At 62.6% G+C, this 13,673-nt stretch carries 13 protein-coding genes; 3 read left to right on the top strand and 10 right to left on the bottom strand.

Annotated elements, in window-relative coordinates; all coding sequences use genetic code 11:
- Positions 1-855: 855 nt before the first annotated feature.
- From gatB to A4A58_RS12490, 8 genes are all read right to left on the bottom strand, one after another.
- A complete protein-coding gene (gene gatB, locus A4A58_RS12525) occupies positions 856-2,340 on the bottom strand; it encodes an Asp-tRNA(Asn)/Glu-tRNA(Gln) amidotransferase subunit GatB (RefSeq protein WP_068732444.1) in 1,485 nt (494 codons plus the stop codon).
- 97 nt (positions 2,341-2,437) lie between these two features.
- Entirely contained in the window at positions 2,438-3,820 is a 1,383-nt protein-coding gene (locus A4A58_RS12520) for a patatin-like phospholipase family protein (RefSeq protein WP_068732442.1), read from the bottom strand.
- A 401-nt stretch (positions 3,821-4,221) separates the two neighbouring features.
- Positions 4,222-5,319, bottom strand: a complete 1,098-nt coding sequence (locus A4A58_RS12515) for a sensor histidine kinase (protein ID WP_068732440.1) — start codon at positions 5,317-5,319, stop codon at positions 4,222-4,224.
- 186 nt (positions 5,320-5,505) lie between these two features.
- Entirely contained in the window at positions 5,506-6,984 is a 1,479-nt protein-coding gene (gene gatA / locus A4A58_RS12510) for an Asp-tRNA(Asn)/Glu-tRNA(Gln) amidotransferase subunit GatA (protein WP_068732438.1), read from the bottom strand.
- Complete coding sequence (locus tag A4A58_RS12505) at positions 6,985-7,218, bottom strand: hypothetical protein (RefSeq protein WP_068732436.1); 234 nt, start codon at positions 7,216-7,218, stop codon at positions 6,985-6,987.
- A gap of 31 nt (positions 7,219-7,249) precedes the next feature.
- Positions 7,250-7,537, bottom strand: a complete 288-nt coding sequence (gene gatC / locus A4A58_RS12500) for an Asp-tRNA(Asn)/Glu-tRNA(Gln) amidotransferase subunit GatC (protein WP_068732434.1) — start codon at positions 7,535-7,537, stop codon at positions 7,250-7,252.
- A gap of 90 nt (positions 7,538-7,627) precedes the next feature.
- Positions 7,628-8,704, bottom strand: a complete 1,077-nt coding sequence (locus A4A58_RS12495; protein ID WP_068732432.1) for an NAD(P)H-dependent flavin oxidoreductase — start codon at positions 8,702-8,704, stop codon at positions 7,628-7,630.
- A gap of 148 nt (positions 8,705-8,852) precedes the next feature.
- Complete coding sequence (locus tag A4A58_RS12490) at positions 8,853-9,077, bottom strand: hypothetical protein (protein WP_068732430.1); 225 nt, start codon at positions 9,075-9,077, stop codon at positions 8,853-8,855.
- A gap of 93 nt (positions 9,078-9,170) precedes the next feature.
- Between A4A58_RS12490 and A4A58_RS12485 the strand changes: the two genes are divergently transcribed.
- Genes A4A58_RS12485 through A4A58_RS12475 form a run of 3 tightly spaced genes read left to right on the top strand, consistent with a single transcriptional unit; the run spans position 9,171 to position 11,198 of the window.
- Positions 9,171-9,728, top strand: coding sequence for a GNAT family N-acetyltransferase (locus tag A4A58_RS12485; protein ID WP_068732428.1), 558 nt, complete (start codon positions 9,171-9,173; stop codon positions 9,726-9,728).
- 47 nt (positions 9,729-9,775) lie between these two features.
- On the top strand, positions 9,776-10,267 hold the full coding sequence (gene ruvX, locus A4A58_RS12480; protein WP_068732426.1) for a Holliday junction resolvase RuvX: 492 nt from the start codon (positions 9,776-9,778) through the stop codon (positions 10,265-10,267).
- 4 nt (positions 10,268-10,271) lie between these two features.
- Positions 10,272-11,198: an AEC family transporter gene (locus A4A58_RS12475; RefSeq protein WP_068732424.1), complete on the top strand. Its 927-nt coding sequence runs from the start codon at positions 10,272-10,274 to the stop codon at positions 11,196-11,198.
- Here A4A58_RS12475 and A4A58_RS12470 read toward each other — a convergent pair whose 3' ends face one another.
- Both A4A58_RS12470 and A4A58_RS12465 read right to left on the bottom strand, forming a co-directional pair.
- A complete protein-coding gene (locus tag A4A58_RS12470; protein ID WP_244499750.1) occupies positions 11,199-11,993 on the bottom strand; it encodes a CPBP family intramembrane glutamic endopeptidase in 795 nt (264 codons plus the stop codon).
- Entirely contained in the window at positions 11,990-13,636 is a 1,647-nt protein-coding gene (locus tag A4A58_RS12465) for an isovaleryl-CoA dehydrogenase (protein ID WP_068732422.1), read from the bottom strand. The genes A4A58_RS12470 and A4A58_RS12465 overlap by 4 nt, the downstream gene beginning before the upstream one ends.
- Positions 13,637-13,673 lie beyond the last annotated feature (37 nt).

Here is a 13,673-nt window from a genome sequence, read left to right as displayed (position 1 = left end):
CGGTTCGCGGGAAGAGCAAGCCCTGCCCGGAGTGACGGTCCAGCCGTTTGACCTGATGTCTCGCCGACACCCTCTTTCGTCGACCAGAGCTGCGATCAATATCCGCTTCGAGAAGCAAATCGTCGTCGTGGCTCTCGTGACGTCGCCGGCGTTGCCACCGGCGTCGATCGTGGCAGAAGAAGTTACTTCTTCTTGGCGACCTTCTTGGTCTTCTTCGCGGTCTTCTTCACAGCGCTCTTCGCTGCCTTCTTGACGGTCTTCTTGACTGCCTTCTTCGTAGCTTTCTTGGCCATGTTGCCCTCCAATAAAGAGATGACTTGATCGCTGCGTGCACTCGGGAATCGAAATGCACTTCATCCCGAATACACCAACGATTTCAAAAGAACAGTCTCTCGCTTAAGGAAGTGTTGATGAGCGCAACGCGCCACTTCCCCCACGGGCTCAGTCACAACTTGAAATCCGGCATACGGAGCGGCGCGAGAAACGCCCGGAAACGCGGCGTCCACAAATGTCAAGATTGCAGAAAGTGCTTATTTTTTCCGTGCGCCCGCAATTCGTACTATCAAACAACTACACAAACTTCTGCCGTCTCCAAGCGTGAGTCGGGTACTGAAAGCAGGTGCCGCGGACTCTGAGTCGGGATTTTTGGCAATGAAAATATTTTTCAAGAAAACGCGATCGCGACTTATCAGTGCTGGCTACAACCGCACTTTTTGTCGGCTGACGGCCCGCCGATTCGCGATCTGATTCCGCGCGCGCGACCGTTCATCGCGTAGATTACGACGCGCCAGCGAGGTCCGCCAAAACGAAAACGGCGCCGCTCGAGGCGGCGCCGCGGTCATCGCAAGGCGATCGTCAGATACCGAGCTTGCTCTTGAGGAGGTCGTTGACGACCTGCGGATTAGCCTTGCCGCCCGAGGACTTCATCACCTGCCCGACGAACCAACCCATCAGAGCCGGCTTGGCCTGCGCCTGCGCGACCTTGTCGGGATTGGCTGCGATGATGTCGTCGACCACCTTCTCGATGGCGCCGGTGTCCGTCACCTGCTTCATGCCGCGCTCTTCGACGAGCGCGCGCGGATCACCGCCTTCCGTCCAGACGATCTCGAACAGGTCCTTGGCGATCTTGCCGGAGATCAGCCCCTCCCCGATCAGATCGACAATGGCGGCCATCTGCGCCGCCGACACCGGTGATGAAGAGATGTCCTGGCCTTCCTTGTTGAGGCGCCCGAACAGTTCATTGATCACCCAGTTGGCGGCGAGCTTGCCGTCGCGTGCTTTGTCGGCAAGTCCCGCAAGCGTCGTCTCGAAGAACTCGGCACTCTCGCGCTCGACCACCAGCACGGCGGCGTCATAGGCCGACAGGCCGAACGCGCTGATGAACCGCGCCTTCTTCTCGTCCGGCAGTTCCGGCAGCCCGGCCTTCAGCTCAGAAACGTACTCCTCGCTGAATTCCAGCGGCAACAGGTCGGGATCCGGGAAATAGCGGTAGTCATGCGCCTCTTCCTTGGAGCGCATCGACCGGGTCTCGCCCTTGTTGGGATCGTAGAGCCGCGTCTCCTGATCGATCACCCCGCCATCCTCGAGGATTCCGATCTGGCGCCGGGCTTCATAATCGATGGCCTGGCCGATGAAGCGGATCGAGTTGACGTTCTTGATCTCGCAGCGGGTTCCATAGGGATCGCCCGGCTTGCGGACCGAGACGTTGCAATCGGCGCGCAGGTTGCCCTTCTCCATGTCGCCATCGCAGGTGCCGAGATAGCGCAGGATGGTGCGCAGCTTCGACACATAGGCCTGGGCCTGCTCGGCCGAGCGCATATCGGGCTTGGAGACGATCTCCATCAGCGCCACGCCGGACCGGTTGAGATCGACGAAAGTCTGCGTCGGGCTCTGGTCATGCACCAGCTTGCCGGCATCCTGTTCGAGATGCAGGCGCTCGATGCCGACGGTGATGGTCTCGCCATCGGACAGTTCAACCGTGACCTCCCCCTCACCCACGATCGGCGACTTGTACTGGCTGATCTGGTAGCCCTGCGGCAGGTCCGGATAGAAGTAATTCTTGCGGTCGAAGGTCGAGCGCCGGTTGATCTGTGCCTTCAGACCGAGCCCGGTACGGACCGCCTGCTTCACGCATTCCTCGTTGATGACCGGCAGCATGCCCGGCATGGCCGCATCGACCAGCGAGACATGGCTGTTCGGCGAACCACCGAACTCCGTGGACGAGCCGGAGAACAGCTTGGCGTGGGAATTGACCTGGGCGTGGATTTCCAGACCGATGACCATTTCCCAGTCGCCGGTGGCGCCCTTGATGAGCTTCGAAGGTTTGACAGGTGCGTTCATGGAGCGGTTTCTACCGCGACCGCGGGCGCGGGAAAACCCCCTGCGGCATGTTCAAGCCATGCCTAAGCCCGATCACAGAGCGCGGGCGCCGCCGCGCCTACATGCCCGCGGCAAAGGCCCGGAAGGTCGGATTGGCGCGAAGCGCGTCGCGGCCGGCGGCGATAACCTCATCGACCTGCGCCTGCGGCAGCGAGAAACGCGTCGGGACCGTCTCAAGAACAGCCGCGCGAGTCGGCTCGAGCTGATCGAATCCTAACCGTCCAATGGAGATTTTGAGGTCGCGGCAATTCCAGCCAGGGCGCGCGCCATAGCGCGCCCGCTCCGCTGCCGACAGGCCGCAGCGCCAGCGCACCAGCGAGTTCTGCCACTCCGTCATGGTGCGATCGAAGGCGGTGTAGCTGGCGCCGACGCTGGCATCCATGGTGGTATCGACGGCAGCCTTGATTAGATCGACGCCACTCGGTCCTTCCACTGTCTGTACCCAGTTGCCGGAAATGCCGGCCTTGGCATCGACCACCAGAAACAGCGCGCGCCGCAGTTTCACCGCCTGCTGCGGCGAAATCGGCCCATAGGGCGTCTCCGATGACTCGCGCGCGATGGTGAGGCCGGAAACGCCGTAATTGTCGACCAGCCCGCCATCGAGCAGCTTAATGTAGGGCACCGCGCCGTCGCGGTAGCGGACGATCGCCTTCGCATACGAACTCAACATCGGCGAAGCGGTACGATCGGCGGCGACACGCTTGATCCAGGGTGGCAACGGATCGTTGCAAGTGCCGGGGAATGCCTGAACCACCGCCGGCGCAAACGCAATCGGCACCGCAGCCGACGCGGCTACGGCGTTGGAGATCGGATAGGTGGTGAGGTCGCTGCAGATCGCGCTGAACGCCGTCGCATCAAAGATAAACGGAACCCGGTTGTAGATATCCGAGGCATTGATCCAGACCCGCGGCCGGCCTGCGCGGAGCTGGCTGAACGTCGCCCCCTCAAACAGATTGGCATCGAGCCATTTGGTGAAGCCAACGGAGTCATTGACCCCACCAGAGAAGGCACGGCCGATGGTGCCGAGCGACAGGCTGGTTTGAAGCCCCTCCTCCGCGTTACGGATCAGGAAGCGCTCGCGAAAATCCGACAACGCCGCACGCTTTTTCAACCCGTAATAGGCTGCCAGCACCGAGCCGCCGGACACACCGGACACGAAATCAACGTGATCGAGCACTGAACTCGCTGCGCCGCGAACCGGGATCCGCTCCATTTCCGAGAGCACGCCAAAAGAGAATGCCGCCGCCCGCGTGCCGCCTCCAGAAAATGCGAGACCGACGAGAACATCGTCCGTGACCGTGGAGCTATCGAAACCGGCGTTGAGTCTTGCCAGCCCGCTATCGGTCGCCGGCGTATTGACCGGAACATTGTGAACCGACGCACAGCCAATCAGCAGGGTGCAGATCGTGACGACAACACCGATAGAGCGTACCCAAGTCATAAGTCTACCGTTCGCACACTTTCAGTCGAAACCTGTCCCCGGATCTGACCGAAGGGTGGAGCCGATCCCCGCAACGCCGCGCATTCTGAAAGCTCAAACAAACCATAATCCAAATCATTACGCATTTATGCAAAGCGGCGCGGATGGAAGCATCCGCGCCCGTATCATGGTTAATACAAGGCAAGCCGCCTGCGTCAGGTAGCGCGATCCGGTTGGGCAGCGGATGTCAGACGGAGCTATCGAGAGAGCCGCAGGTAGGACGCCGGCGAGAATCGCGTGGACATGCCGATCAGGAGCAATGCGCCGGCCGCCATCACCATCCAGGCTTGCGACAGGTCGGAAAATTGATCGCGCAGAATGCCCGCCAGCAGAGCATGACGCTGGCGATGATGTAGCCCAGCCTAATTCGGCTGACTGCCCGGTGCGGCATCGAATACCAGCGTGAACCAGCTGCCCTGCCCGCGAATGCTCTCGGCATTGAACTTCACGTTCGGCGCATTCTCTTTGAGCGTCTGCAGGATCAGCGCGCCGAGCTTGCGCGGCGACGGCCACTCCTGGCCTTCGCCAAGGCCGATGCCGTCATCGGCGACAACCACCGTGACGTGGCCGCCTTCCAGCTTGCAGATCAGTTTGATCTGACCGCCGGCACGGCCGATGAAGGCGTATTTCAGCGCGTTGGTGAGCATCTCGTTGACCAACAGTCCCGCCGGCATCGCGATATTGATCGACATCGGGCAATAGCCGACCTGCACATCGAGCGTGATATCCGCCGTCGCGCTGGCAGCCATCACCGCATTGGCGATATCGGCGAGATACTGTCCGAGATCGATATCGGCTGCGGCGTTCTCGTCGGACAGCGTCCGGTACAAAACCGTCAGCGCATCGATCCGGCTGGCGAGCCGCGCGAGCGCCACCGCCTCGCCTTCTGCCGCCGAGCGGGCTTCGAGCCGCACCAGCGCCGTGATGAGCTGCAGGTTGTTCTTCACCCGGTGCTGCAGCTCGCGCATCAGCATGTCGCGGTCGCGGATCTGGTTTTCGAACTGCTCGATCTGCGCGCGCTCGCGGCCGCCGACATCGACAAGGGCAGCTATCCGGAAATTTTCAACGCCGTCGTCGCTTTCGATCACCGAGGCATAGGCTTGCACGATCACCAGCCGTTCCAGCGGTAGCGACGGCCGGAACACGCCGATGAAATCCTCGCCGTCGCGGATTGCCTCGCCGAGTGTCTGGCTCTGATTATCTTCGTTGAGAAAGCCGTCGAGGCAGGTCCAGCTCTGGCCTTCGACATCGGCCGGCGCCATTGCCATCAGTTGCTCGAAGGCCCTGTTGATGTAGACAACCTGCTGTTCGCTGCCCAATCCGCGCGAGATGGCGAGAGCAACGGGAACATGATCCAGCAGATGCTTGTAGCGATCGTTCTCGATCGCCTTTGCAAGCTTCGGGGAACCCAGAATCTGGTCGACCTGTTGGGAAGGCGGAAGCCCGTCGTCGGTGCTCATGCACGGTCCATGCTCATGGAAAAACCATGACCAAGTGCACCGCAAAACGCAATGTCAAACGCGCAACAGGTGTGATTGAAGTAGCCCGCATGAGCGTAGCGACATGCGGGACCGTCGAGCCTGCGGAAACACTGGCCCCCGGATGTCGCTTCGCTCATCCGGGCTACCGACGCTAGCCGGATGATGTCAGGCCCACCACTTGGGCGGCGTGAAACGTCCCGATGCCTGCTCGATGGTTTCGCCGAGCGAGAACAACGTCTCCTCGTCGAATGGGCGACCGATCAGCTGCAATCCGAGCGGCAATCCCTGCACATCCTTGCCGGCGGGAACCGCGATACCCGGCAGGCCGGCCATGTTGACCGTCACCGTGAAGATGTCGTTGAGATACATCTCGATCGGATCGGCGCCGCCCTTCTCACCGATGCCGAACGCGGCCGACGGTGTCGCCGGCGTCAGGATGGCGTGGATACCCCCAGCGAAACACTCCTCGAAGTCGCGCTTGATCAGCGTGCGGACTTTTTGCGCGCGCAGATAATAGGCGTCGTAATAGCCGGCCGAGAGGACATAGGTTCCGATCATCACACGGCGGCGGACTTCCGCACCAAAACCTTCGGCGCGGGTATTCTCATACATGTCACTGATGCTGCGGCCGGGCACGCGCAGGCCGTAGCGCACGCCATCATAGCGCGCGAGGTTCGACGACGCTTCCGCCGGCGCCACGATGTAATAGGCCGGCAGCGCGTATTTGGTGTGCGGCAGGGAGACATCGACGAGTTCGGCACCGGCGGCCTTGAGCTGCGCAGCGCCTTCCGACCAAAGCTTTTCGATCTCGGCCGGCATGCCGTCGATGCGATATTCCTTGGGGATGCCGATCTTCATGCCCTTCACGGACTTGCCGATCGCCGCCTCATAGTCGGGCACCGCGCGATCGACCGAGGTAGAGTCCTTCGGATCGTAACCGGCCATCGAGCGCATCAGGATCGCGGTATCGCGCACGGTGCGCGCGATCGGCCCGGCCTGATCGAGCGACGACGCGAAAGCGACGGTGCCCCAGCGCGAGCAGCGGCCATAGGTCGGCTTCATGCCGACGATGCCGGCGAACGCCGCGGGCTGGCGGATCGAACCGCCGGTGTCGGTCGCGGTCGCGCCGAGACAGAGCCCTGCGGCAACGGCCGAAGCCGAACCACCGGACGAGCCGCCGGGCACCAGATTGACGTCGGAGCCCTCGCGCCGCCACGGATTGACCACCGGGCCGAAGAACGAGGTCTCGTTCGCCGAGCCCATGGCGAATTCGTCGTTGTTGAGCTTGCCGAGCATCACGGCCCCGTCACGCCACAGTTGTGCGGTCACGGTCGACTCATAAGGCGGCACGAAATTGCCGAGAATCTTCGAACATGCGGTTGTGCGCACGCCCTTGGTGGCGAACAGATCCTTGATGCCGAGCGGAACGCCGCCAAGCCAGCCGCCCTCGCCCTTGGCGAGCTTCGCGTCGGCCGCCTGCGCCATGACGCGCGCCTGATCCGGTGTCTCCAGCACATAGGCGTTCAGCACGCGTGCGGCTTCCATCGCCTTGAGATGCGCGTCAGTCAGTTCGACTGACGTGAAGGATTTGGTCGCAAGGCCGTCACGCGCCTCGGCGAGTGTCAGCGACGTCAGATCTGTCATCTATTTATTGACCGGGCTGCAAAAGAAGGGAGAGAGCGTCTTGTCGTTTTCAGGTGCATCTTTTTTGAAAGAGCTGCGGCGGAGCTTGTCGTCAGCCTCCTGTGCGGCCTGAACCTTGTCGAGGATGGCATCCATGGCCGCGTCGACGTCCTTGACCTTCCCCTGACGCTCCATCTCGTCGAGGTAGTCCATATAGAGCTGATAGGACTTTTCATCGTCGCAAAGCAGGCACATGGCGGTTTCCGTCCGAACGGTTCTTGCTCGATTACTCGACGACTTTCGGCACCAGGAAGAAATGATCTTCGGACTCCGGCGCATTTGCCGTCACCGCGTCGACGATCTCGCCGTCAGTGACGACATCGGCGCGCTTCTTCATTTCCATCGGCATCACCGAGGTCATCGGCTCGACGCCGTCGACATTCACTTCCTGCAACTGCTCGACAAAGGCCAGCATCGCGTTCAGCTCGCCCTGCAGATGGGGAACTTCAGCGTCTGTGACCGCGATCCGCGCGAGATGCGCGATACGGCGAACGGTGGCAGCATCGACGGACATTATATAGGGCCTCAAGGCGAAATCTGCCCGCCGTATAGCAGACGGAGGTTTCGCGCCGCAACCGGCGACGCCTCCGCCTTGTTTGACGCCCTAGCCCCGCAACTCAGCCATCCGCGCCAATGCGGCCGCCGCCAGTGACCGGGTCAGCTCTGCCGCAGGCCGTTCGCTGCCCATTCCGACCGACTGGCCGGCCCAGAGATTGGTAAAATCGGTCCTTCCGAGCTTCTCGGCGGCGGCTTTCAGCGGCCCCAGCGCGGTCGCCGAATGCGGGAATGCCGGCGCATCGGGCGAGACCGGCCCGACCTCGCGCATCACGCGATTGATGACGCCCCGGGCTGGACGCCCGGTCATGACATTGGTGATGACGGTGGAGGCATCCGACGCCCCGGCCAGGGCCGCACGACCCGGCCCGCTCACCTTGGATTCCGGCGTACGCAGATAGGCGGTGCCGATCTGCACACCGGCCGCGCCGAGCGCAAAGGCTGCCGCAATGCCGCGCCCATCGGCGATACCGCCCGCCGCGATCACCGGCACCTTCACCGCATCCACCACCTGCGGCAGCAGCGCGAACAGGCCGGGCTGCGTGGCGATATCCTCGGTCAGGAACATGCCGCGATGACCGCCGGCCTCCGCCCCCTGCGCAATGACCGCGTCGACGCCGCGCTCTTCGAGCCAGACGGCTTCCTTGACGATGGTCGCCGAGGCGATGACCCGACAGCCGGCTGCCTTGATGCGCTTCAACAGCGCCGGGTCCGGCAGGCCGAAGTGAAAGCTGACCACTTCGGGCTTCAGCTCTTCCACCAGCGCGCACATCGCCTCGTCGAACGGCGCGCGGTTGGCCGCATTGATGTCTGCATTCGGATCGAGCCCGAGTTCGGTGTAATAGGACGACAGCCGCTTGCGCCAGTTGGCCTCGCGTGCCGGATCAGCGTCTACCGTTGTGTGGCAGAAGTAATTCATGTTGACCGGCGCGGAGACGCGCTGGCGCACGATATTGATCTGCTCACGGGCTTTCTCCGGCGAGATCATTGCGCACGGCAACGAGGCGAGCGCGCCGCCCTCCGCTGCGCCGATCATGATGTCGGCATCCTGCACGCCAGCCATCGGCGCCTGCACGATGGGAAATTCGATGCCGAAAAGGTCGATCAGTCGGCGGTCAGGCCACATGGGGGATCTCCGGATTCTTGCGACAATCTTGCGGCAATGCCCCTGAATCCAGCGGCAAAGCAGTGACGATCTTGAGACAAACTTGAGGAAATGGCACGCGCATCATTGCCGAGCCATGTTCAGGCTAACACGGCCGCACCCGCGCGAGCTATGCGGTTGCGCGGGGTATGAGCATCCACTTGCGCAGCGCAACGCCAGCCCAGATCGCCTCCACCAGCCCGAACGGCCAGGCGCCCTGCAGAAATCCGTAAAGCGATCCAAGCCCGCAGGCGCCGGCGAAGGCCAGCGTGAACCACGGACTGCGCGCCTCCAGCGCGTAGCAGACTAGCATGGCGCTGACGGCGAACAATCCAAACAGGCTGAGAGCGTCCATAGATCGGGCTCGTGACGTAAGACGCAGAAACGCGGGAACGATGCTACTACCTTGTACCTTGCCGCAAATCACCACCGATGTGAAACGCGACCGATGACCGCTGCCATTCCCGAGCTGACCACGCCGCGCTTGATCCTGCGCCCGCTCGTCCTCGACGATGCCGATGCGGTCCAGCGGCTTTTCCCGCAAATCGAGGTGGTGCGCTTTCTCGCCAGCCGCGTGCCATGGCCCTACCCGGCTGATGGCGCCTTCACTTTCCTGCGCGATGTCGTGCTGCCAGGCATGGAGCGTGGCACCGAATGGCACTGGTCGATCCGCCTGAAGACCGCACCGGAGCAACTGATCGGCATGATCAATGTCAGGGACAGCAGTGACGAAAACCGCGGCTTCTGGCTCGATCCCGCCTGGCACGGACAAGGCCTGATGACCGAGGCCAGCGACGCCGTGACCGATTACTGGTTCGATACCCTGCAGCGGCCTGTGTTGCGCGTCATCAAGGCCATCGCCAACACCGCATCGCGCCGGCTTTCGGAAACGTCCGGCATGCGCGTGATCGCCACCGAGGATCGCGATTACGTCTCCGGCCGTTGGCCCTCGGAAATCTGGGAAATGACCGCCGAGGAATGGCGCAGCCGCCGTCATCCCCGATAATTGCGGCGCAACGTTTGACCTGATGGCCGCGCGTGTTATGCGGAGTCATGCCCGCTGTGATCCTCCCCCTGGTTGAAGCCGCCGCACATCTGCCCGCCCGTGGCGCGCTGATCGGTCTCGATCTCGGCACCAAGACCATCGGCGTCGCGGTGTCCGATCCCGACCGCCGTCTCGCCACCGGCATTGAGACTGTTGAGCGCACTGCCTTCAAGGCGGATGCCGCGCGCCTGATCAAGCTGGCCGGCGAGCGCAACATCTGTGGCTTCGTGCTTGGCCTGCCCATCAACATGGACGGCAGCGAAGGCCCGCGGGCACAATCGACCCGTGCCTTCGCGCGCAACTTCTCGAAACTGACTGAATTGCCAATCGCCTTCTGGGACGAGCGGCTCTCCACATCGGCGGTCGAGCGCGAACTAATTGCCAACGATGTCAGCCGCGCCAAACGCGCCAAGGTCATCGACGAACATGCCGCGATCTTCATTCTTCAGGGCGCGCTAGATCGCCTCGCCGCCTTGCTGCGCACGCCGGATATTCGCTGACCCCATGCTGACGGTATTTACCGCTCTCGTCCCGGTCTTCCTGCTCATCGTGCTCGGCTACGCGCTGCGGCGCCTGCTGCTGAAACAGAACATCGAATGGGTCGGGCTGGAACAGCTCGTCTATTACGTGCTGTTCCCCGCCCTGCTCATCGACACGCTGGCGCGCGCCAATCTGGCGTCGGTGCCCATCGCAGGTGTCGGCGGTGCCTTGTTGCTCTCCGTCATCCTGATGTCCGCACTGTGTCTGGCGCTGCGCCCGTTGCTGGCACGGACCATCGGCCTCGATGGGCCGGCATTTACGTCGCTGTTTCAGGGCGCCACGCGTTGGCAGACCTTCGTGGCACTATCGGTCGCTGGCAATCTGTGGGGCGACCTCGGCATCACGCTGGCCTCCGTCGCCATGGTGGCGATGATCCCACTGCTGAATATTCTGGCGGTCTGGGTGCTGGCGCATTACGCCTCACCGCAACGGATGGCCTGGCCGGCGCTGCTGCTGACCATCGCCAGGAACCCGCTGATCTGGGCCTGCGTGATCGGCCTCGCGATCAACCTGGCCGGATTGCCCGTTCCAAAACCGGCACACGAATTCCTCGATGCGCTCGGACGCTGCTCGCTGGCGATGGGTCTGCTCATTGTCGGCGCCGGTCTTCAACTCGAAGGCCTGCACAAGCCCGGCATGGCTGCAGCACTGACAGTCGTCTTGAAACTCGCCGTGATGCCGCTGATCGCCATGGGCCTCGGTATCGCCTTCGGCCTGTCCGGCACCAACCTCGCGGTGGTCGTCTGCTGCGCGTCGGTGCCGTCGGCATCGAACGGCTATATTCTGGCGCGGCAGATGGGCGGCGACGCGCCCCTCCTGGCGCAGATCCTGACCATTCAGACCACGCTGGCGGTCCTGACCATGCCCGTCTTCATTGCGCTGGCGGAATAGCTACGGCGATATCACACCGTTCGCGATGAGCAGCGTCTGAACAGTCGCCGCCAGATTGTTGAGGCCATGCAGAAAGATCGTCAGCCATGTCGAGTGGCTGCGATAGCGCATATAGCCGAACAGCAGCCCGATAGTGAAAATCTCGACGAAGAAGAACCAATCGTATTGCAGATGCATTGCCGTCCAGACCAGCGATGATGCCACGATGGCGCCAAACGGCCGCAAAAACGATTCCGACCAGCCGCGATAGAGGAAGCCTCGCGCGAAGAATTCTTCAGTCATCGGCGCGCCGACGCAGAACGCGATCACGAGCAGCCATAGCGCGCCGTCGGCACGGGCCGACTTCAGCACTTCCAGCATGAAAGTCGGTGCGGAGTCGCGCCCCATGCCTTTTGCGACCAGCTCCCAGGCGCCGACCAGCACGATCAGCGCCACCGTGCCAATGACATAGTTTTTCCAGGACGTGCCGCGTAGCCCCAGATAGTCCGCAAAGGATTGCCGCGCCATGCGCGTCGCCAGCCACAGCGCCAGACACACTGCCGGAAGCCCCATGAGAACGGACGCGGCGATAGTCGTACCGCTGCTCATCGCCTTGATCAGCAGCGTCGCATCGAGCGGCGCATCCTTGATCAGCAGGTAATAGGCGACGACGGTCAACTGACCGACGAACATCGCTGCAAAAGCGAACAGCCCCCAGAGGCACGTGCCCCAGAATTTCCAGACCCGCGGCGGCTTTGTCGCGGGTGGCAGATCCGAGGGTGTAACGGGAGCGATCGGCGTCTCCAGTGCACTCACTGCGGCAACGCCCGCTCGAGCAGTCCCCGGCCCTGAGCTTCGGTCAATTCAGCGGTGCCGTAGATCGCGTTGCGCGCACCATCGAGGCGTGTCCGCGCAAACAGTTCAGCATGGGGCGGATGCACCATGTTCAGCGCGGCGCAGGCCGCCAGCAACGCCAGCGATTCCACCGCCTGCCGCGCAACACGCTCGCTGTCGGGCCGCAGCAAGGTGCGGATGATGAAGGCCGCAGTGTCGGCCGCGCCGGGCATTCCGCGCGTCTCCAGCATCAGGTCCTGCAGCACCGCGGTCGAAGCGTCACCTTCGCGCGACAGCGCCCGCAGCACATCGAGACACATCACATTGCCGGAGCCTTCCCAGATCGCATTGACCGGCGCCTCACGATAATGCCGCGCCAGAATGCCTTCCTCGACATAGCCGTTGCCGCCCATGCATTCCATGGCCTCATAGAGGAAGCCCGGCGCCGATTTGCAGACCCAGTATTTCACCACCGGCGTCAGGAAACGCATATAGGCCGCCTCGGATGGATCTTCCGGCGCCAGATCGAACGCACGACACAGCCGCATTACCAGCGCCGTGGAGGCCTCGACATGCAGGGCCATGTCCGCGAGCACGCTTTGCATCATCGGCTGATCGGCAAGATGTTTCTGGAATACGCTGCGATGCCTTGCGTGATGCAGCGCATGGACCAAACCCGAGCGCATCAATCCGGCCGATGCTGTGGCGCAATCCTGCCGCGTCAGCTGCACCATCTGGATGATGGTGCGGATGCCCTTGCCTTCATCACCGACGCGCAGCGCATAGGCGTCGTTGAATTCGACTTCCGACGACGCATTGGAGCGATTGCCGAGTTTGTCTTTCAGACGCTGGAAATTCAGCGAGTTAAGCGAGCCATCGGGCCGGAACCGCGGCATGAAGAAACAGCTCAACCCGTCCTCGGCCTGCGCCAGCACCAGGAATGCGTCGCACATCGGCGCCGACATGAACCATTTGTGGCCGCTGATCCGATACGCATCGCCGTCGCGCACCGCGCGCGTCATGTTGCTGCGCACATCCGTGCCGCCCTGCCGCTCGGTCATCCCCATGCCCAGCGTCATGCCGCGCTTGGCCGACCATGGCGCAAAGCTCGGATCGTAATCGCGGCTGGCAATGACCGGCATTACCTGCGCCAGCACATCCGGCTGCATCGCCAGCGCGCCGACGGCAGCGCGTGTCATGGTGATCGGACAGAGATGTCCGGTCTCGACCTGTGCGGCCATGTAGAATTTTGCGGCGCGCGCCACTTCGGACGCGCCGCGTGCGGACTTGCCGTCACGCGTCCATGTCGAATTGTGGATTCCCGCCGCAATGCTCTGTGCCATCAGCTCGTGATAGGCCGGATGAAACTCGACCTCATCACGCCGGTTGCCGCGCGCATCGAAAGTCCGCAGCTTCGGCGTATTCTCGTTGGCCAGCCGCGCGCGCTGCGCCATCTCGGCGGATCCCCAGAGCTGACCGAATTCGGCGTGGTCGACATAGGCGAACGAGCCCTCATTCATCGCAACCGCTTCCACGAGCGGCCGGTCCAGCTCGAACAGATTGACGTCCTCGAAGGGGGGCGACTGGTTGAGCACCGCATGAATGGCAGAGGTGGCGTCGGTCATGAATCAGTTCCGGCTGAAGGCGATATTGCGAATCATT

It is taken from the genome of Tardiphaga robiniae, assembly GCF_001618955.1.
In the GTDB taxonomy this organism is placed as follows: Bacteria; Pseudomonadota; Alphaproteobacteria; order Rhizobiales; family Xanthobacteraceae; genus Tardiphaga; species Tardiphaga robiniae_A.
This window is presented reverse-complemented; position numbering and strand designations above follow the sequence as displayed.